Below are 20,077 nucleotides of genomic sequence, written 5' to 3' on the forward strand. Positions count from 1 at the left end.
TGCTGGAGTTCATTGGCCATTGCGATCAAACTCAGGCTCGGTCAAACGTGGCAGGGGCGTGCCGCGAATGCCCCGCCATGCGCATTCAGCATCAAGGCCGAGCTGGGCCGGAAATCGAAGACAGTCAAGACACAGCTGAGCCCCGCTCGAATCACGGGATGGGGCTCAATGAGTCTGCGCGCGATCGGCTTGGCCGCGGGCTACTTGTTCTTCGACGGTGACGCTACTCCGCTACGGAACTCGACTACGTCACCGTCGGTCATGACGTAGTCCTTGCCTTCCATCCGGACCTTGCCGGCCGCCTTCGCCGCCGCCATCGACCCGGCCTCGACCAGGTCGTCGAACGCGACAACTTCGGCCTTGATAAACCCACGCTCGAAGTCCGTGTGGATGACACCGGCGGCTTTCGGCGCAGTATCGCCCTGGTGGATCGTCCACGCGCGGGCCTCTTTCGGGCCCGCGGTGAGGTAGGTCTGGAGGCCGAGGGTGTGGAAGCCGGCGCGGGCCAGGGCATGCAACCCGGGTTCGGTCTGGCCGATGGATTCCAGGAGTTCGGCGGCGGATTCGTCGTCGAGTTCGAGGAGTTCGGATTCGACCTTGGCGTCCAGGAACACCGAATCCGCAGGAGCCACCGATGCTTTCAGTTCGGCGACCTTGGTTTCGTCGCTGAGCACCGATTCGTCGGCGTTGAAGACGTACAGGAAAGGCTTGGTGGTGAGCAGCGACAGTTCCCGCAGGAGTTCACCGTCGATCTCCTTCGCGGCGTGGAACAAGGTCCGCCCGCCATTGAGGATTTCCTGCGCCTGCTTGGCCGCATCCGCATAGGGCTTGCGGTCCTTCTTGACCTTGGCTTCCTTCTCCAGACGGACGACCGCCTTCTCGAGGGTTTGCAGGTCGGCGAGGATCAATTCGGTTTCGATGACCTCGATATCGGAGGCCGGGTTCACCTCGCCGTCCACGTGCACCACATCGTCGTCGGCGAAGACGCGGACCACCTGGCAGATGGCGTCGGCTTCGCGGATATTGGCGAGGAATTTGTTGCCGAGGCCGGCCCCCTCGGAGGCGCCCTTGACGATGCCGGCGATATCGACGAACGAGACCGTGGCGGGAACGATGCGGGCCGAGCCGAAGATCTCGGCGAGCTTGTCGAGGCGTGGGTCGGGCAGCGGAACCACGCCGACGTTGGGCTCGATGGTCGCGAAGGGGTAGTTCGCGGCGAGCACGTCGTTGCGGGTCAGCGCGTTGAACAGCGTCGATTTTCCGACGTTGGGCAGGCCGACGATTCCGAGGGTGAGACTCACGAGGACTGGAGTCTACGCGGGAGGACAGCTGGGGCGGCGGTCGGCCGTCGGTGGGCGCGGGCGCCGGCGCGCAGGCACGCAGAGAAGGCGGCGAACTTCAGGCGGTCACCCGGCTGTTCTGTGACGCCGAGGAGTTCTCTGACGCGTTCGTGCTGGACGGCGCGGGCGGCGAACCCGGGTACGTAGCCGAGAGCCCACCACGGCGGGTTCAGGGATTGTTCGGCGAGGCGGGCGGCGGCTTCGGTGTAGCGAAGTTCGGTGGCGAGAGCTTCGGCGTAGTACTCGGCGAAATCTGGCCAGGTGCTGGGCAGCGGACGGGTGGAGATGCGATAGATGCGGCACCAGTCGCAGCACTCCTGGTAGAGGCGTTCCCGGGATTCCGGGGTGAGGGGGCGGACATAGGTGTCGATGGCGGTGACGAGAGGACGCCAGCCCATCTCCTCGCCCGGACCAGCGGCGCGGCGTTTCAGACCGGCGTAGCGTGACAGCCATGGAGCCGACCTCTGAGGTGGTGACGGCCCACCCGGCCCCGGCGCTGGCCGCGTTCATCGACGGATATATCGGCTACCGGATGACCGGGTTCGAAGCGGGCCTGCATCGCGGGCTGCCGTCGCGGCATATGACCTTCATCGTGGCCATCGGACCCGCCATCGATGTGATCAGCCAGACCGACGCCCGCCAATCCCCGGACAACTACCGCTGCGTGCTCGGCGGTCTGCAGGACACTCCGGCGATGATCGCGCACGACGGCACCCAGGAGGGTGTCGCCGTGAAACTCACCCCGATGGGCTGCCGGGCGCTGTTCGGACTGCCCGCGGCGGAGTTGTGGAGTACATCGCTCGAGTTCGCCGATCTGATCGGTGCCCCCGGGAGGCGACTGTGGGAGGAGCTCCAGGAGCATTCCGCCTGGCCAGAGCGGTTCGCGGCCTGCGATCGGGTGCTCACCCGGCTGCTCGTCCCGGAACGGACCGTCGGCCCGGAGCTGTCCTGGGCGTGGCGTGCGGTGGCGCGGTCGCACGGGACGCTGGGCGTCGAACCACTCGCCGAACGGATCGGCTGGAGCCGGCAGTACCTCACCAAGCGATTCAGCGGTGAGTTCGGGTTGAGCCCGAAGGTGGCGGCGCGGATCGCACGGTTCGAGCGGGCCAAGCAGATGCTGCTGAATACGCCGTCGTTCGTTTCGATGGCGCAGGTGGCCGCCGCCTGCGGGTACTACGACCAGCCGCATCTCAATCGGGAGTTCGCGCGACTGGCCGGGTGCAGCCCGACCCAGTGGCTGGCCGAGGAGATTCCATCCGTCCAAGCCCCGGAGCCCGCCCGCGAGCCAGGCTGAAACCATGACCACAACAGCGAAAACCACCACCACACCCGCACCGACCGTCTGGCCGTGCCTGGCATTCCGGGACGCCCGCGGCACCGCGGACTTCCTCGTCCGGGCCTTCGGGTTCGAACTGACCGCGATATATGCCCGCGACGACGACCCGTCGGTGATCGAACATGCCGAACTGCGCCGGTCCGAGGGCGGCGGAATCATGTTCGGCACCGCGGACAGCGGCGAGGGCCTGCCGGAGCGGCGCACGCCGGGCACCGAATCCGTGTACGTGGTCTGCACCGACCCGGACGCCCTCTACGAACGCGCCACCGCCGCGGGCGCGGAGACGATCAGGGGGCTGAAGGACGAGGACTACGGGTCGCGCGGGTTCACCGTCGCCGACCCGGAGGGCAACTACTGGAGTTTCGGCACCTACCGGGGTCAGTGACGGTCACGGACCCGTCCAGATGATTACGAACGGAGATGCCGATGGACAACGACGCAATGCGCACCCTCTACCGCAAGTGGTTGCCCGGACTGTGGAGTTCGGAGCCCGAGGAGATGCCCGCACTCGCCGAGGAGATCTTCACCCCGGACGCGGTGGGTCACTGGGGTGACGGCCGGGATCAGCTGGGTCCGAAGGCGATCGCGGCAATGGTCCAGGAGACCTTCACCATGTTCGACGACGTCTCGGTCACGCTGCTCGCCGGGCCGATCGTGGACGGCGACTGGATCGCGGCGCGGTGGGAGTTCGCCGGTAGATATCTCGGCGGGGTGGCCGGTATCGGGGCCGCGGCCGGCACCCGGGTCCGCTACCCCGGTATGGACCTGTTCCGCGTCGCGGGCGACCGGCTCGCCGAATACTGGCCGCACGGTGCCGATCTGTCCCTGATGCAGCAACTGGACGCCTTGGGTTGACCGTCGCGCTCGTGTCTTGACCTTCAACCTGCTCGAAGCCCGATGATGGGCGGGTGCCCGAATCCGACCTGATCACCATCGGTGCGTTCGCCCGCTCCTGCGGTATCACCGCCAGCGCGCTGCGGTTCTACGACGACTCCGGCCTGCTCGCGCCGGCCGGGGTCGACGAGACCACCAGCTACCGCTACTACGCCCCTGAGCAGGTGGCTCGTGCCGTGACCATCCGCAGGTTGCGGGATATCGATATGCCGCTGGAGGGTATCGCCCGGGTGCTCGCGGCCGGGGCGCACGACGCGGCCCGGCTGATCGACGACCATATGGCGCGGCTGGTCGAGCGCACCCAGCAGGCGCGGCAGACCGCGGAGATCGTGAAGACCGCCCTCGGCGAATCCGCCGGATGGCCGGTGGGGACGGTACGCGGGCCGGTGCTCGCGGCGGCGGTCGAGCAGATACTCGCCGCGACCGGCACCGACCCCGACCTGCCGGTATTGGCCGGTGTCCGGCTGGAGGCCACCGCCGAATCGCTGACCCTCACCGCCACTGATCGATATCGGTTGTCGACCCGCACGGTCGTCCCCGAACAGGCCGGATCGGCCGAATGGGCGGCGACCGTGGCCGGCGGTGATCTCAGCGCGGCGTTGCAGGAGATCCGCCGGACCCACCTGGTGGATCTCGAGGCCGGGGAGCACAGTATCCGGTTCCGTTCGGCCGACGGGGTCGTACGCACCTGCCGGACGCTGACCGAACCCTTCCCCGATCATCGCGCCTTGCTGGCTGCGCTACCCGCGGCACGAACCCACGTGGTGGTGTCGAAACACGAACTGATGCGTGCGCTGGAACAGCAGCGGGCGCGCTACCTCCGGCTCGTCGTCGCGCCGGGCTCGCTCGCGCTCTCCGGTACGGCAGACGAACCCGGGACCGAATTGTCCGCGCTGGTCACCGGGCCACCGCGCGATCTCGTCTTCGGTTTCACCATCCTGCACCCGGCCGTCGCGACCGCCATCGGACCCGATGTGCGGCTCGATATCGGCGGCCCGCGGGACCCGATGGTCGTCCGGTCCGCGGACAACGGCGACCTCACCACCCTGGCCATGCCGGCCGACCCCACAGTTGTCGACACAGAGAACGGATCCCCGAATTGACCACCGAACAGCGATCCCCCGACATCACCATGAACGCCATCACCGAGGCCGTCACACTCGGCCGCGCCGGTGATACCGAAACCGCCCGCACCCGGCTGCTCGAGATCTGGACCGGGATCGGCACCGCCGGCGACCCCCTGCATCGCTGCACTCTCGCGCACTACCTGGCCGACCTGTACGACGATCCCGCTCAGGCCCTGGCGTGGGATATCCGCGCGCTCGATGCCGCCGACACTCTCAGCGACGATCGAGCCCAGCAGTACCACGCGAGCCTGCAGGTGGCGGGCTTCTATCCGTCACTGCATCTCAACTTGGCCGACAACTACCGGCGGCTGGGGTCGTGGGATGCGGCCACCGAACAGATCACCGCGGCCCGGCAGCATACGAACGCTCTCCCGGACGACGCCTACGGAGACATCATCCGCACAGCACTGGACGAAGTCGCGGTGGCGATCACCCAGCGATCCACCGAACGCCGCCCGAGTGCTCCGGGGCCGGGGTCCTGAAACTCCTTGCTCTCGAAAGCTTCGGGGCGAAGGCGCCGTTTCCACACGTCTGCACAGACGCCGAAGTTTGCGGTGAGCACGCCGGCCGGGACAACCTCGGGAACGGCCACTGCCCGCGCCTCGCTGTCCGCGACATATCCGGAGCGGCGCCTCCGGGAATCGAGTGGCGCAACCGATCGCCGTGCACGCGGGCGGCGCCGAGCGCGACGACCGTGGCCGAGGCGCTGATACCGAGGATCAGTGGCCCGGAATCCACGTCGCCCGAACCGTTCTGCCGTGCGGATACTCCGGCACTCCTGGCAGGCCGAGTGGAGTACCGACGAACGCGCGGCGGAACGTGCCGTACTGCTCGCCTGCCCAGGCGCTGTAACTGGTTGCTACCCCGCGGGTAGTGGGCGCGCCCCGCATCTCGAGCGCTCGGGCGCTCGGAACGCTGCTCGGCGCCGGGTGCCTCGCGCACAGCTCTGCTCCTCCACTACCCGGCGAATCCCGGAACGGTCGCCTGTAGCACCGCCTCCGACAGCGCGCTGGTCCGCAGGGCCGTCACCTCCTGGTATCCGGGGTCGCGAACCATCTGCAGGAACGTATCCCGGCTGGGGTAGCGAACGAGCAGAACGGCGTCCCATGCCTGGCCGTCCTCCGCGACCAACGCGGTGGAGCCCTGACCCGAATAGATCAATTCGGCGCCGTATTTCTTCAGGAAAGGAGCCGCGGCGCGGGCGTATTCCTGGTATGTCTGCGCGCCGTCCGGCGCGAAGCGGAGCAGGTTGAGCATCACCACCGGACCACCGGGATCCTCGCTGATCAGGCGTTGTAGGTCGGCTCTACCGGGATCGACTGCCATGGCCACCTTCTCTCGCGACGGATACGGCGGTGCCATACTAGATCCGGGCACCACCTGGTGCTATGTCCACGAAGGACAGTTCGACCATGGTCACTGTCCGGGGGCGGTGAGCTTCGCGAAGTCGGGGGCGTAGACGGTCATCCAGTGCGGGCGCAACCGGAAGTAGACGACGTCGTGGTCCCAGTCGAAGGCCTCGTCGCCGTAGTGGTCCTCGAGGTAGGCACGCAGTTCCGGCCATTCGGGGTCCGGCTCACCGCTCACCGGATTCAGGGTCTCCGCGGTGCCATGTGTGAACACGCCCAGGTCCTCCCCGTCCAGATGCGCGACGCTGGCACCCGGACGCGCGGTGAGATGGCGGGCTTTGGCGGCGTTACGCGCGGTGCCGAAGTACCAGCGGCCGTGTAGGAAGTGCCCGTCGACGCCGCTGATCCGCGGTTCTCCTGTGGCGGTCACGGTGGACAGCGCCAGCGTGCGCATACCGGTGAGGACCGCGGTGAGCTGCTCCGCGGTCAAGGTGCGGTCGGCGGCGATGATCGAGCGCAGGTGGTTCGTGGAGCCCGCGAGCGACGTGTCGAGCAGGACCTGCAGTTCGGCCAGTTCTTCCGGAATTTCGCGCATTGCCCCACCGTAAGCGCCTCCGGGCCCGCCACGGTTGACCGAAATTGCTCACTTCGGCATCGGTGCAGGAGCGGGCGTCGTCCGCTCGGCGCGCCACAGCGACCGTTCGGCGCAATCGTCCGACCGTCCGGTACCCATCGGTTAACTTCATGTGACTGGCATGTCCGCTCGCTGTACAGGAGTTGCCCGATGGGGACAATCGAATACCTCAAGACCGACCCCGATAGGCCACCGGTCGGTGTGGTCGACCGCTCCCCGATCACCCCCGCGAAGAAGGCGATCTTCGCGGCCATCGGGGTGCTCGGTGCGGTGGCCTGGACGATCCTCGCGATCGCGCGCGGCGAGTCGGTCAATGCCGTATGGATCGTGATCGCCGCGGTCTGTACCTACATCATCGCCTACCGGTTCTACGCCCGGCTGATCGAATACAAGGTGGTCAAACCTCGCGACGATATCGCGACGCCCGCCGAGATCATGGACAACGGCAAAGACTTCATGCCGATGGACCGGCGGGTGCTGTTCGGCCACCATTTCGCGGCCATCGCGGGCGCGGGCCCGCTGGTCGGTCCGGTGCTGGCGGCGCAGATGGGATATCTGCCGGGGACGATCTGGATCATCGTCGGCGTCGTATTCGCCGGCGCCGTCCAGGACTACCTGGTGCTGTGGGTGTCGATGAAGCGGCGCGGCCGCAGCCTCGGCCAGATGGCGCGCGACGAGCTCGGAGTGATCGGCGGCGCCGCCGCGATCATCGGCGTGCTGGCGATCATGATGATCCTGCTGGCAGTACTCGCGCTGGTTGTGGTCAATGCGCTCGCGGAGAGCCCGTGGGGTGTTTTCTCCGTGGCGATGACCATCCCCATCGCCCTTTTCATGGGTGTCTACCTGAGGTATCTGCGGCCGGGCGCGGTCGGCGAGGTCTCCGCGATCGGCTTCGTGCTGCTGATCCTGGCGATCGTCGCGGGCGGCTGGGTCAACGAGAACGAGACCTGGGCCGGCTGGTTCACCTTCTCGCCGGTCACTCTTTCCTGGATGCTGATCGCCTACGGTTTCGTGGCCTCGGTGCTGCCGGTGTGGCTACTGCTGGCCCCGCGCGATTACCTGTCCACATTCATGAAGATCGGCACGATCTTCCTGCTCGCGATCGGCATCCTGGTCACGATGCCCGTTCTGAAGGCGCCCGCCGTCTCGGATTTCGCGACCTCGGGCACCGGGCCGGCGTTCGCCGGCAGCTTGTTCCCGTTCCTGTTCATCACCATCGCCTGCGGTGCGCTGTCCGGATTCCACGCGCTGGTGTCGTCGGGGACCACGCCGAAGCTGGTGGAGAAGGAATCGCACGCCAAGATGATCGGCTACGGCGGCATGCTGATGGAGTCGTTCGTGGCGGTGATGGCGCTCATTACGGCCTCGATCATCGACCAGCACCTGTACTTCGCCATGAACGCCCCGGCGGGCGCGACCGGCGGAACGGCCGAAACCGCCGCGGCGTACACGAACGGCCTCGGTCTCTCGGGGCCGCCCACGACCGGCGCCGCGCTGGACCAGGCGGCAGTGGACGTCGGCGAGGAATCGGTGATCTCGCGTACCGGTGGTGCACCCACCCTCGCGATCGGCATCTCCGAAGTGTTCTCCGGTTTCCTCGGTGGCGCCGCCATGAAGTCCTTCTGGTATCACTTCGCGATCATGTTCGAGGCGCTGTTCATCCTCACCACGGTCGACGCGGGCACCCGCGTGGCCCGGTTCATGCTCTCGGATTCGCTCGGTAATCTGCGCGGCCCGGCCCGTAAGTTCTCCGACCCGTCCTGGCGGGTCGGCGCCTGGCTGTGCTCGGCGATCGTGGTGGCCGCCTGGGGTTCGATCCTGCTCATGGGCGTCACCGACCCGCTGGGCGGGATCAACGCCCTGTTCCCGCTGTTCGGTATCGCCAACCAGCTGCTGGCGGCGATCGCCCTGGTGGTGGTGCTGACGATCCTGGTGAAGAAGGGGCTGACGAAGTGGGCGTGGATCCCCGGTATCGCGCTGGCCTGGGACCTCATCGTCACCATGACCGCCTCCGGGCAGAAGATCTTCTCCGCCGATCCGAAGGTGGGTTACTGGAAGCAGAACAGCATCTGCCGCGCCGCTCGCGACGCGGGCGAACTCTGCCTGACGGCCAAAACCCCCGGTGATGTGGACGCGGTCATCCGCAATACGTTCATTCAGGGCGCACTGTCGATCATCTTCGCGGTGCTGGTGCTCATCGTGGTGCTGGCCGGGGCGTGGGTGTGCTACCGGGCCTGGAAGTCCGGTGGCACGTCCACCACGGAATCGCCGGAGGAACCGTCGAAGATCTTCGCGCCCAGCGGTTTCCTCCCGACCTCCGCCGAGAAGAAGGTGCAGCAGGAGTGGGACGAGCTGATCGCCAAGGGTGAGGTCGCGGTGCCGGGTTCGGCCCACGCGGAGGTCCGCAGTTGATTCGCCGCTCCGCCCCGGCGGCCCCGGCACGCCACACACCGTGGCGTGCCGGGGCCGCCGCGGTGGTCCGGGCGTTGCGGACGGTCGGCTGGTACCTGGACTCCGTCGTCGGCGGACAGGATTACCAGCGATACGTCGCCCATATGCGCCGTGTCCACCCGGGCGAGCCGATCGCCGACAAGGGCACGTACTGGCGTGAACGGTATGCCGATGCCGAACGAAACCCGGGCGCACGCTGCTGCTGACGGGCCGGCGCGACAGCTCGGAAACTCACCGGCCGCCATGTCCGTTTTCCGCTAGCCATGGCCCGCCCGACCTGACATCGTGAATCGGGTGAGCATCACCGTCCTGGATTTCGAGCGCTGCTACCGCGCCGTCACCGCGCGCGACTCCCGGTTCGACGGGCAGTTCTACACCGCCGTCCGCACCACCGGAATCTACTGCCGCCCGTCCTGCCCGGCGATCACCCCCAAACCCGCCAACGTGACCTTCCTGCCGACGGCTGCCGCCGCGCAGCAGGCCGGTTACCGGGCGTGCCGGCGTTGCCTGCCCGATGCCGCGCCGGGGTCGCCACTGTGGAACACTCGCGCGGATCTCGCGGCCCGGGCCATGCGACTCATCGGGGACGGCGTGGTGGAACGCGGCGGAGTCTCGGCGCTGGCGGCGACGCTGGGCTATTCGCAACGCCAGCTCACCCGGGTCCTCACCAGCGAACTCGGCGCCGGTCCGCTCGCGCTGGCCCGGGCCCACCGGGCGCATACGGCTCGGTTGCTCATCCAGACCACGGATATGCCGATGTCCGATATCGCCTTCGCCGCCGGTTTCGCGAGTATCCGCCAGTTCAACGACACCGTGCGCGAGGTGTTCGCGGTGAGCCCCAGCACGATGCGTACGGAGGCCCAGCGGCGGAGTCGCACGGATTCGCCGCGGCAGGGTCGCGCCGGAGCACAACGGCAGGACCGCGAGGCGGGGCAAGGGGCCGACGCCCTGGCGGGGACTACTGCCTGCGGGACTCTCACCCTGCGCCTGCCCTACCGCGAACCGCTCGACCGTGGCTGGCTCGAATGGTTCCTGTCGGCCCATACGACCCCCGGCCTCGAAATATGGCAGACCGGGCCGATCGGCGAAGGCACCTACCTGCGCAATCTCCGCACCCCGCACGGCTACGCGGGGATACGGCTCAGCGTGCTGCCCGGCCATGTCCGCGCGGAACTGGCGTTGCGCGATATGCGTGATCTCGCGCCCACGGTGGCGCGGATCAGACATCTGCTGGATCTGGACGCCGATCCGGTCGCCGTCGACGAAGCACTCCTGCACTCGGGACAACTACCCGGCGCAGCCGCGCCGTTCACCCCGGGCATCCGGGTCCCCGGCTGCGCGGATCCCGCAGAGTTGTTGTTGCGCACGATGATCGGGCAGCAGATCTCGGTGGCGGCTGCAAACACCCATACCGCCCGCCTGGTCGCCGCGCTCGGCGAACCCACCGACGGGCCGATACCTCGTCTGTTCCCCACCTCCGCCGCAATCGCCGAGCACGGCGCGGAAGTACTGGCCGGACCCGCCCAGCGCATCCGGTCGATCACGGCCGCCGCGGCCGCGCTGGCGAGCGGCGAACTGGTCCTGCACCAGGGCCGGACGGCCGCCGACCTACGCCGCGATCTGCTGGCGCTTCCGGGCGTCGGCCCATGGACCGCCGATTACGTGACCATGCGGTTGCTCGCCGATCCCGACATCCTGCTCACCACCGATCTCGTGGTCCGCCGCGGCGCTGCCCGGCACGGGATCGATCTGTCCGACACCACGCGCTGGTCCCCCTGGCGCTCCTACCTTTCCATGCAATTGTGGCGATCCGAGCTGCGTGCCCGCACCGCTACCGCGAAACCCGCCGATTCCGACGCGAAAGTGAGTATCTCCTGATGTCCGCCCCCACCATCTCCCCCACTGTTACCGGCACAGCCGATTTCGCGACTGTCGACACCCCGCTCGGCCCGTTCACCACCATCGTCGCAACGGACGGGGCGGTACTGGCGGCCGGCTGGACCGCGACACCGGAGGATCTGCGCATACTCATCCACCCCACCTTGCGGCCGGACGATGTGCGCCCCCGCACCGAACTCGGCTCGGTGACCACCGCCGTCACCGCCTATCACCACGGCGAACTCACCGCCATCGATACCGTGCCGGTACGGCAGCAGTCGGGCGAATTCCTCGCACACGCCTGGGATGTGCTGCGCACGGTGCCCGCCGGAAACCCGATCTCCTACACAGCGTTCGCCGCCCGGGCCGGCCGGCCGGCCGCCACCCGGGCCGCCGCCGGCGCCTGCGCCCGCAATGCCGCCGCACTGTTCGTACCGTGCCACCGGATCCTGCGCACCGACGGCACCCTGGGCGGCTTCCGGTGGGGGCTGCCGGCCAAACGCTGGCTGCTCGACCACGAGTCCGCCGGCTGACGGATTCCGGCGTTACCCGGAAGCCCGCTCGTCTGCGGTATCGGGTCGACTCCCAGAGAGCGACGAATTCTGTAGCCGAGGCCACGGTCTCGATACCGCGGATTCCGAGATCATGGTTCGACCGGGGAACATGGGGCCTGTTCGAGATGCGTGGACGGCGGGGGTCCACGGCCTGCGCCCTCCGGATCGGAACTCTCGGCTTCGAGCACCACCTGCCGGGTGGTGGCCGGGGATTCGGCGTCGACGACCACCGCCGTCAGCCTGTCGAAGCGACGCCACGCGGCCGGGGGTTCTCGAGAACCGTCCGGCTCGAGGATCGGCCGGGTGGCCGATGGCAATCCACCGAATTGCGGGCACAATCCGGTTCTGGGCCCGTAGCCGGTCAGACGATGGTGGTCTGCACCCGGGAACCATGGGCTCCGCGGATCACGTGGAGGCGGCTGGGGATGCGCTGGCGCATCTCGTCGACATGGCTCACCAGACCCACGACCCGGCCGCCGTCGCGCAACTCGTCGAGCACGCCCATCACCGCGTCCAGAGTATCGGCGTCCAGGCTGCCGAAACCTTCATCGATGAACAGGGTGTCCAGGATGATCCCGCCCGCCTCGGCCGCGACGGTATCGGCCAACCCCAGCGCCAGCGACAGCGACGCCATGAATGTCTCCCCGCCGGAGAGTGTGCGGGCAGGGCGGACGGCACCGGTGTAGTCGTCGTGGATATCCAGCCCCAGGCCACCGCGCCGGCCGTGCGTACCGGCGCGGTCGGTGTGCACGAATTCGTAGCGCCCGCCCGACATCCGGCGCAACCGCACCGACCCCGCCACCGCGACCTCCTCCAACCGGGCCGCGAGCACATAGGACCGCAGCGACATCCGGCGGTTGTTCTCGCCACGGCCGGCGACCACCTCGGCCAGCTCCGCCAATTCCCGGTGTGCCCGCTGAGCCGGGGTGATCAGATCCACCGCGGCCCACAACTGTCCGCACAGCGTTTCCAGCCGGGTCACCCGTTGCACGGCGGCCCCGTGGACAGCCACCGCCTCGTCCAGCGCCTGCCGGGCCTTGTGCACCGCCTCCGCGAGCCCCTCCTGGTCACGGGGCTCGGTAGCAGCCGCCGCCTGGATCTCCGGCTCATCGACCACGGCCTGCGCGCCCGCCCGCAACTCTTCTGCGGCGGTAAGGGCGGCATGGAGGGTTTCCCTCCGTTCCCGGCTTCGGGTCGCGGCGGCGACCAGGGGCGCGTACCAGCGCAATGCGGCCAGTAGTGCCGCGGGAGCAGCGGCCGCTCCCGTTTTCCCGACCGTCCCTCGACGACCGGTCGCCCCCGGACCACCGGACGCCCCTGGACCACCAGTTGCCCCTGCGACGCCCACCGCATCCGGTTCGCCCGCCGCAACTGCGCTACCGGCCCCCTCCGTTTCACCGACAGCCTCCACGACACCCGTCGCGTCCGATCCACCGACGGACCCCATGGCATCGGCTGTCCCCGCATCGACCGATGCTGCCGAGGCTCCGGCAGCGGCCGGTCCGTAGCCGGCACCCGCCGCACCGAGGCTGCCCTCTGACGGCTCGGCCGGTCCAGCGACACCGGACCCGCCCGGTACGCCGGCGGCCTCTGGAACTCCGGCTTCGCCCGATGCGCAGGCCGGCCCTGATCGGCTTACCGCGCGCACCTGTGCCACACGATCATCGGCGGCGATGCCCGGCCGGTCCGCGTTCTCGATCGCGTCCGTACCCAAGTCGAACCCTGCTGCGGCCGCGAGCTTTCGAAGGCGCGCCACGCCACCTGCAACTCTTTCCCACGCGGCCCGCGCGGCCGCCAGGGTTTCGCGCCGGTCCCCGGCAGCGGCGATCAGCGCGTACAGGCGTTCGCGACGGCGGCCGATCGTCTCGTCGCGGCCGGCCGCTGCGCGCAGCCTGCGCTCTGTTTCGGCGAGCCGGTTCTGTCCGGCCCGAACCTGCTCGGCCACCGCACCGAGCTGTGTTTCGGTCTCGCGGAGGGCGTCGTGCAGGCGATTCTCCTCCGCACGCAGGCGCGTGATCTCGGCGGCGCATTCATCGGCAGTGGCAGCCAGTTCTTCCGCGTCACCGCAGCGGTCGGTCGCCCGGTCCAATGCGGCGGCGAGTTCCACGCGATCGGTATCCCCGCCGCGGGCGATGAACGCTTCGATCTCGCGTTCCACCTCCGCCATCGCGCTCTGAGCGCGTTCCGAGGTGAGGTGGGCGGCCTGTTCGGCAGCAACGGCCGCCGCTTCGTCCTCTTCGGAAACCGAGAGGGTTCCGGGGCGCGCGGGCTGTGGATGGTCGGCCGATCCGCAGACGGCGCAGGCCTGCCCGTCGACCAGATGCCCGGCCAGTTCCGCCGCCATCCCGGCCAGACGCTGCGCACGCAGGTCCAGCACCCGCTCGCGCGCCTCCAGATGACCCGCCCGCGCCGCATCCGAATCGACACGCGCCCGATCGAGCCTGGTTCGCGCCCCGGCGAGTTCGACCGCGGCGGTGGCCGCCTGCTGCAACCGCTGGTGTTCGGACCGCAGCCCGGGAAGCGCCGCCTTCGCGTCGTCGGCCTCCCGCGCCCGGGCCTGGGCGGCCGCCAGAACCTCCGGTAGCTGTGCCCGGCGGTCGGTGAGTTCGGCCGCCCGTTCGCGCAGCCGCGCCTCGGATTCGTGCAGTTCACCGAGATCGTTCCGCAGCATCGCGGCATCCCGGGCGGCAGACCGGATTTCCTCGAGTTTGCCCAGGTGCGCGCTCCACCCGCGGATCGCGGTATCCAGCACGAGATCCTCGTCCGGAGTCGCCGCAACGGGCCGCGTGACAGCGCCGGCCACGGTGCCCTCACGGAAACCACCTGCCGCAGGGTGCCCCGCTGCCGGATCGGCTTCGGCTTCGGCTTCGGCTTCGGCTTCGGCTTCGGCTTCGGCTTCGGCTTCGGCTTCGGCTTCGGCTTCGGCTTCGGCTTCGGGCGGCGATACACCTGGCGTGGCCTGCGGTTCCAGGGCGAAAAGAGCGAAGTGGTCGCAGTCTTCCTCGCGACTCGGCGCCATCCCACCGGAGAGTTCGTCGGCTACGGGCGTCTCCAGAGTGTTTTCCTCCGGTCGGTTCCCGGCGGACCGATCGATATGCGCCCCCGGCCGCACCAGGTGAATACCCGGAACATCCAGGCTTTCGGGTTCCTCGGCAAGTCGCGCCAATCGCCGAGCCGCCTCTTCGGCTACCGCATCGCGATCCCGCGCGGATTCCGCCGCCGCCTCGGCCTCGGCCAGCGCGGCGGCCACCGGCTCGGCGCGCCGGGCTCGTTCCAATTCGGACCGGTCGGCTTCGCGCTGCCGGGCACCGGCCGCGTAGTCGTCGAGTTGCCGCCGGGCGAGCGCGAGCCGGCGGCGGCGTTCGGCCGCACGTCGTTCGTTTTCCGCCTGTTCGTCGGCGTCCGCCGATTCCTCCCGGCGCAGCGCCAATTCACGTTGCGCCCGCTCCAGGTCGCCGCGGGCGGTGGTGAGCAGATCCTGTGACCATTCGACCGCGTCGAGGATGTCGATTCGTTCGGTGCGGTCGATACCGGCGGTTACCGCGACCCGGGTGATCAGGTCCTCGACATTACGTTGCTGAGCCCCGATCTGTTCACCGGAGTTCTTGCGCTGTGCAGCGAGCCACTGTTCGGCCGCGCCGAAGCGGCCGGTGTCGAACAACTTCTCCAGCAGCCGTTCCCGGTCCTCGTTCTCGGCGCGCAGGAAGCGGGCGAAATCCCCCTGCGGTAGCAGGACGACCTGGAAGAACTGATCGGCGCTCATACCGAGCAGGCGGATGATCTCGTCGCCGATCTCGTTGATCCGCGACAGATTCGTACCGCGGCCGTCCAGCCAGGCAAGAGTGGCCTTGGCGTTCTCCACCCGGGTTCCGCTGCCGCGCAGTTTGGGCCGCACGAATTCCGGGTTGCGGACGATCCGGACCCGGCGGCCGCCCAGGGTCGCCTCGAGCTTCACTTCCGGCCGGAGTTGCGCGGGCGCGTGATCGGAATGCAGGCGTTTGTCTCCGCGGGCCCCCGGAACCCGGCCATAGAGCGCGTAGGCGATGGCGTCGAGGATCGTGGTTTTTCCCGCTCCGGTACGGCCGTGTAGCAGGAACAGCCCGTCCGCGCCGAGTTCGTCGAAATCGATCGTCGTGATGTCGGCGAACGGGCCGAACGCCGTCATCTCCAGCCGATGCAATCTCATGCCGTGAGTTCCGTTCCGGCGACCGCCGGCTCCGTGGTGGCGCCGCCGCCGGATTCGGGTTCACGTACCCCGGCGGCCATTGCCCGGGCCAGCCATTGCATCTCGGTTTCGCTGGGCTCACCGCGGACATCACCGAGAAAGCTGCGGGCGATCGCCGTATCGTCGCGGCCGCGCACCCGCTCCCGGTATTTCAGTGCTGTGCTCGCCTGTGGGCGCTCCCATTCCACATGCACCGCATGCGGAAACCGCTCCCGTAGTTTCCGCATCGCGTCCACCGGCCGGGCGTAATCGGTGAGGGTCACCGAGACGTAGTCCTGTTCGGCCGGTGCCCAGGCGGAATCGCCGAGTAGCTCCTCCAGGGTTCCGGTGAGTTTGCTCAGACCGCGCACCTGCGGCAGTTCGTGTCCCCGCACCCGGGCCGGGCCGGCGGCCTCGAGATCGACCAGCCACACCTTCTTCCGATGCGAGCTCTCGCCGAACGAGTACGGTAGCGGCGAGCCCGAGTAGCGCACCGTTTCCGCCGGTGTCTGCGGGGAATGCAGGTGTCCCAGGGCCACATAGTCGGCCGCCAGCTCGGTGAACAGCTGTAGCGGAACCGTCTCCACCCCGCCCACCGAGATGGAACGTTCCGAACCACCGGCCGTCCCACCGGTCACGAAGGCGTGCGCCAGCAGTACCGCCCGGACTCCCGGGCGCTCCGCGATATCGGCGCGGATACGGGTCAGCACCGCGGCCAGCACCTCGGCATGGGAACGGGCCTGCGGCACCCCGAGCTCGGCCCGGCATATCTCCGGCTCCAGGTAGGGGATTCCGTAGAACGCGACTTCCCCGTGCGAATCGGACAGCAGGATCGGCCGGTGCGAATCGGCCACGGTGGTGCGCAGATACAACCCACCGGCGGCGGCGAAACTGGCCCCGGCTCCGAGCCGGGTGGGGGAATCGTGGTTACCCGAGGTGGCCACGATCCGCGCCCCGGCAGCACGTATCGCCTCGAAACCCCTGTTGCACACCGCGATAGCGTCGGCGCTGGGGATCGACCGGTCGTAGACGTCGCCCGGGAGCACAACGGTGTCCACGCCTTCCGCGGCGACGAGTCCCGCTATCGCCTCCAGGACCCGCTCCTGGTCGGCCAGCAGGTCCACGCCGTGGAAGGTGCGCCCGATATGCCAGTCCGACGTATGCAGGATTCGCATGACCGCGAACTTAGGGCAACCCACCGACACCTTTCAATGCGAATCCGATTCCCGGTGGCGCCACACCGGCAACACGCCGACGTCGTTCTCCGCCCGCCGATCCGGCCGTAGCGCGCGCCGGTGACGGTGTCTCAGTCCGGTCCGGTGTCTCGAATGAGCCATCGTGGTGGGCGCCACCTACGGGACTGGACAGTCATGAATACGCCCGCCGAGCACGGTTTCCGCACAATCGTGGCGCCGGACCCGCCGTGCCGTAACGCGGCCGACCCTTCCGGGCGATAGTGTTCATTACGTGGCTGCTTCCCAACGAGTGAATTCCCGGGTGCCCGCGCCGCAACGTTCGTTACTGCCGACGGTGCCGGGCGTACCGGCGTATGCCGCGGTGCTCATCGCGGCGGCGTGCACATTCGTGGGCTTCCTCATCGACGCCCTCGGCGATGTCACGGACCTCACCGGCACCTTCAGTGCCTTCTATATCGTCGGCTGTCTGGCGGCCGTGGCGGTCGTGCGGTTCCGCGGTTTGTTCACGACGATGGTGTTACCGCCGCTACTGCTGTTCGTCGCGGTCCCCATCGCCTACCGCCAGCTCACCGGAAGCAGTACCTCCTCGATCAAGGACATCCTGCTGAATCTGGCCATCCCGCTCGTTCACCGCTTTCCACCGATGATGCTGGCCACCGTGCTGGTGCTGCTGGTGGCCGCGATCCGGATCGCGCAGTACCGGTCGGAGAAAACGGCCCGGGAGACCGTCGAGGCACGGCGCGGCACCAGCTGGGCACGGCGCGAACGGCGTCCGAGCCGCTCGGAGCCGCGTAGCCGCCCGGAGGACCGGCCGCGCCGCAGTACCGCCGAACGACCCGGGCGTGGACAGTCCAAGCGTCCGGTGGGCGGCGAGGGAAAGCCGGCACGGGGGGGCAAACCGACACGCGCCGAAACGCTGGCCGCACGGTCGAAGGCAAGTACGAAGACCAAGGCCAAACCCCGCCCGAAGCGTCCGGAGAACCCCGAGCCGGATTACACCCGCGAATCCGCCCCCGAACCCCCACGGCGCGGTGGTCGGGGCAGGCCGGCGGCCGAACAACCGGCGCGCTCGGCCGCCCCGCGGGCCCGGGAGGCCCAGCCGCGGGGCCGGGAGGTGCATCCACACCGTCCACCGCGCGCCGGCGCTCCGATGCCGGAAGACCCTGCCCGAGCGCACCCCCGGCGCGGTGGAGGCGAACCACCGCGCCAGCCGCAGGTCGCCCGGTTCCGCGATCGGGAGCCCATCCCGGAACGCCGGCGCCCGGAACGGATGTAAACCCCGATACGTCGATCCCGCGGCCCCGCCCTGCGGCCGTACTCAGCTGACGGTTGACGTTCAGCAGCGATAGCGGGCGACGGGCTGCCGACCCGGCCCGCCCCGCGGTCCACAACCGCCGCAGCCCCCGGCCCGGTGCAGGTCCAAGCAGAGCCATCGCACAACGCGTGCCCACACTCACCGTGGTCCGAGGGCCACAGATACCGCTTCGGTCGCAGACAACTTCGGGACCTGATCACCTGCTGTGATCCGGCATCGTCGCCGGAGGGCGTGGGGATCGGCGACGAAGCCGGCCGCGGCATCGGGGGACCGCCGGTTGTGGCCGCGGCCAGGCCGGGCCCGGCCGAATACAGTTCCCGGACGTACCGCCCGGCACCAGTTGCAGGGCCCTCGCGCGCGGCGCCGGCCGGGTGTCACACACTTGCGCTCCGCGGGTCCGGCGACTTCCGAGCCGTTCGACCGGGCACCCGGACACGCTCCTCGGTGCCGGGCGGCGCAAGACAAATAGAACTGCTGTTTCTCGCGCGGCCGCATATCGGCGTAAGCGACCCGAATGCCGGTTCGGGCGTAACCGAAACCGCCGGCCCTGCCGACCATCGGCGGGCAGCCGCCGATGGTCGCGAATCAGCCCGGCCCGAATGACCGGGCAGGCCGATGCGGTTCGGTGGGTCAGCGCCGGGCGGCGCGCAACTCTCGCGGCAGCGCGAAGACGAGGGTCTCGTTGGCGGTGGTCACCGGCTGCACCTCACCGAAGCCGTGTTCGGCCAGCATGTCCAGTACCCCGCGCACGAGGATCTCCGGGACCGAGGCTCCGGAGGTGATTCCGACCGTCTGCACGCCTTCCAGCCAGGCCGGATCGACCTCGCGTGCGTAGTCCACCAGATATGACGCCTTCGCACCGGCGCCCAGCGCCACCTCCACCAGGCGCACCGAGTTGGACGAGTTCCGGGAGCCGACGACGATCACCAGATCGCATTCCGGTGCCATCGCCTTCACCGCGACCTGCCGGTTCTGGGTGGCGTAGCAGATATCGTCGCTGGGCGGATCCTGCAACGCCGGGAACTTCTCGCGCAGCCGGGAAACGGTCTCCATGGTCTCGTCCACGCTGAGCGTGGTCTGCGACAGCCAGATCACCTTGGATTCGTCGCGCACCCGCACCCCGGCGACCGCGTCGGGACCGTCGACCAGTTGTACGTGGTCGGGCGCCTCGCCGGCGGTGCCTTCCACTTCCTCGTGGCCTTCGTGGCCGATCAGCAGGATGTCGTAGTCGTCACGGGCGAATCGTTTGGCTTCCTGATGCACCTTGGTCACCAGGGGGCAGGTCGCGTCGATGGTGCGCAGGTTGCGTTCGGCGGCGGTGGTATGGACGGCCGGGGAGACGCCGTGGGCGGAGAACACCACGAGTTCACCCTCGGGCACCTCGTCGGTGGTGTCGACGAAGATCACGCCCTGTTCGCGGAGGGTTTCCACCACATGGCGGTTGTGCACGATCTCCTTGCGGACGTAGATGGGCGCGCCGTGTTTCTCCAGGGCTTTCTCCACGGTTTCCACCGCGCGGTCCACGCCCGCGCAGTAGCCGCGCGGTTCGGCGAGCAGCACTCGTTTCCCCTCGGCGGTGACGGTGGCGGCGCCTGCCGAGCGAGTGATTCCGACATTCAACGGTATGGCCGAGGACATGCCGACAGGATACGTGCGCACCCGAGCCCCTGCTGCGGCCGTGCGCAGCAGCACACCCGCCCCGCTGTCGCCGCGTCGCCGGGCAGCCATCGCACGACGCTGACCTGCGGCGGGAGATACGCCCCGGCAGCCGGTGCGGTGTCCGGGCGGGCCGCGGACCG

17 protein-coding genes are annotated in these 20,077 nt (G+C 68.9%); 10 read left to right on the plus strand and 7 right to left on the minus strand.

Going from position 1 to position 20,077, the window contains the following annotated elements:
- Positions 1-200 precede the first annotated feature (200 nt).
- Entirely contained in the window at positions 201-1,301 is a 1,101-nt protein-coding gene (gene ychF, locus NFL01S_RS08850) for a redox-regulated ATPase YchF (protein WP_062973321.1), read from the minus strand.
- Entirely contained in the window at positions 1,298-1,738 is a 441-nt protein-coding gene (locus tag NFL01S_RS08855; protein ID WP_062973325.1) for an oxygenase MpaB family protein, read from the minus strand. Before NFL01S_RS08855 ends, ychF begins: the two co-directional genes overlap by 4 nt.
- A gap of 53 nt (positions 1,739-1,791) precedes the next feature.
- Here NFL01S_RS08855 and NFL01S_RS08860 point away from each other — a divergent pair, with 53 nt between their 5' ends.
- Genes NFL01S_RS08860 through NFL01S_RS08880 form a run of 5 tightly spaced genes read left to right on the plus strand, consistent with a single transcriptional unit; the run spans position 1,792 to position 5,179 of the window.
- On the plus strand, positions 1,792-2,634 hold the full coding sequence (locus tag NFL01S_RS08860) for an AraC family transcriptional regulator (protein WP_062973328.1): 843 nt from the start codon (positions 1,792-1,794) through the stop codon (positions 2,632-2,634).
- Between the two features lie 4 nt (positions 2,635-2,638).
- On the plus strand, positions 2,639-3,061 hold the full coding sequence (locus tag NFL01S_RS08865) for a VOC family protein (RefSeq protein WP_062973330.1): 423 nt from the start codon (positions 2,639-2,641) through the stop codon (positions 3,059-3,061).
- Positions 3,062-3,102: 41 nt separating this feature from the next.
- Positions 3,103-3,531: an ester cyclase gene (locus tag NFL01S_RS08870; protein ID WP_062973766.1), complete on the plus strand. Its 429-nt coding sequence runs from the start codon at positions 3,103-3,105 to the stop codon at positions 3,529-3,531.
- 53 nt (positions 3,532-3,584) lie between these two features.
- Positions 3,585-4,673, plus strand: coding sequence for a DNA polymerase III subunit beta family protein (locus NFL01S_RS08875; RefSeq protein WP_062973331.1), 1,089 nt, complete (start codon positions 3,585-3,587; stop codon positions 4,671-4,673).
- A gap of 29 nt (positions 4,674-4,702) precedes the next feature.
- Positions 4,703-5,179 carry a hypothetical protein gene (locus NFL01S_RS08880; RefSeq protein ID WP_062973768.1) on the plus strand — a complete coding sequence of 159 codons (477 nt, stop codon included), beginning with the start codon at positions 4,703-4,705 and terminating at the stop codon, positions 5,177-5,179.
- Positions 5,180-5,654: 475 nt separating this feature from the next.
- Here NFL01S_RS08880 and NFL01S_RS08885 read toward each other — a convergent pair whose 3' ends face one another.
- Positions 5,655-6,023, minus strand: coding sequence for a DUF1330 domain-containing protein (locus NFL01S_RS08885; RefSeq protein ID WP_062973770.1), 369 nt, complete (start codon positions 6,021-6,023; stop codon positions 5,655-5,657).
- Positions 6,024-6,113: 90 nt separating this feature from the next.
- A complete protein-coding gene (locus tag NFL01S_RS08890; RefSeq protein ID WP_062973332.1) occupies positions 6,114-6,641 on the minus strand; it encodes a pyridoxamine 5'-phosphate oxidase family protein in 528 nt (175 codons plus the stop codon).
- Positions 6,642-6,830: 189 nt separating this feature from the next.
- Here NFL01S_RS08890 and NFL01S_RS08895 point away from each other — a divergent pair, with 189 nt between their 5' ends.
- The 4 genes from NFL01S_RS08895 to NFL01S_RS08910 all read left to right on the plus strand — a co-directional run bounded on the left by NFL01S_RS08895 (position 6,831) and on the right by NFL01S_RS08910 (position 11,542).
- Positions 6,831-9,092 carry a carbon starvation CstA family protein gene (locus tag NFL01S_RS08895; RefSeq protein ID WP_062973334.1) on the plus strand — a complete coding sequence of 754 codons (2,262 nt, stop codon included), beginning with the start codon at positions 6,831-6,833 and terminating at the stop codon, positions 9,090-9,092.
- The gene (locus NFL01S_RS08900; protein ID WP_307614939.1) at positions 9,089-9,337 is read left to right on the plus strand and encodes a YbdD/YjiX family protein; all 249 of its coding nucleotides are present in this window, start codon (positions 9,089-9,091) and stop codon (positions 9,335-9,337) included. The genes NFL01S_RS08895 and NFL01S_RS08900 overlap by 4 nt, the downstream gene beginning before the upstream one ends.
- 79 nt (positions 9,338-9,416) lie before the next feature.
- Entirely contained in the window at positions 9,417-11,009 is a 1,593-nt protein-coding gene (locus NFL01S_RS08905) for an Ada metal-binding domain-containing protein (protein WP_157116379.1), read from the plus strand.
- Positions 11,009-11,542: a methylated-DNA--[protein]-cysteine S-methyltransferase gene (locus NFL01S_RS08910; protein WP_062973337.1), complete on the plus strand. Its 534-nt coding sequence runs from the start codon at positions 11,009-11,011 to the stop codon at positions 11,540-11,542. The genes NFL01S_RS08905 and NFL01S_RS08910 overlap by 1 nt, the downstream gene beginning before the upstream one ends.
- A gap of 382 nt (positions 11,543-11,924) precedes the next feature.
- Here the strand turns inward: NFL01S_RS08910 and NFL01S_RS08920 are convergent, their stop codons facing one another.
- Positions 11,925-15,749, minus strand: coding sequence for an AAA family ATPase (locus NFL01S_RS08920; protein WP_062973341.1), 3,825 nt, complete (start codon positions 15,747-15,749; stop codon positions 11,925-11,927).
- Positions 15,746-16,942 (minus strand): exonuclease SbcCD subunit D, encoded by a 1,197-nt coding sequence (locus NFL01S_RS08925; protein ID WP_062973343.1) that lies wholly within the window; start codon positions 16,940-16,942, stop codon positions 15,746-15,748. Before NFL01S_RS08925 ends, NFL01S_RS08920 begins: the two co-directional genes overlap by 4 nt.
- Positions 16,943-17,234: 292 nt before the next feature.
- Here NFL01S_RS08925 and NFL01S_RS08930 point away from each other — a divergent pair, with 292 nt between their 5' ends.
- Positions 17,235-18,239 (plus strand): DUF6542 domain-containing protein, encoded by a 1,005-nt coding sequence (locus tag NFL01S_RS08930; protein WP_210744437.1) that lies wholly within the window; start codon positions 17,235-17,237, stop codon positions 18,237-18,239.
- A 669-nt stretch (positions 18,240-18,908) separates the two neighbouring features.
- Here the strand turns inward: NFL01S_RS08930 and NFL01S_RS08940 are convergent.
- Positions 18,909-19,916, minus strand: a complete 1,008-nt coding sequence (locus NFL01S_RS08940; protein WP_062973348.1) for a 4-hydroxy-3-methylbut-2-enyl diphosphate reductase — start codon at positions 19,914-19,916, stop codon at positions 18,909-18,911.
- Between the last annotated feature and the right edge of the window lie 161 nt (positions 19,917-20,077).

It is taken from the genome of Nocardia flavorosea NBRC 108225 (assembly GCF_001613385.1).
Taxonomy (GTDB): domain Bacteria; phylum Actinomycetota; class Actinomycetes; order Mycobacteriales; family Mycobacteriaceae; genus Nocardia; species Nocardia flavorosea.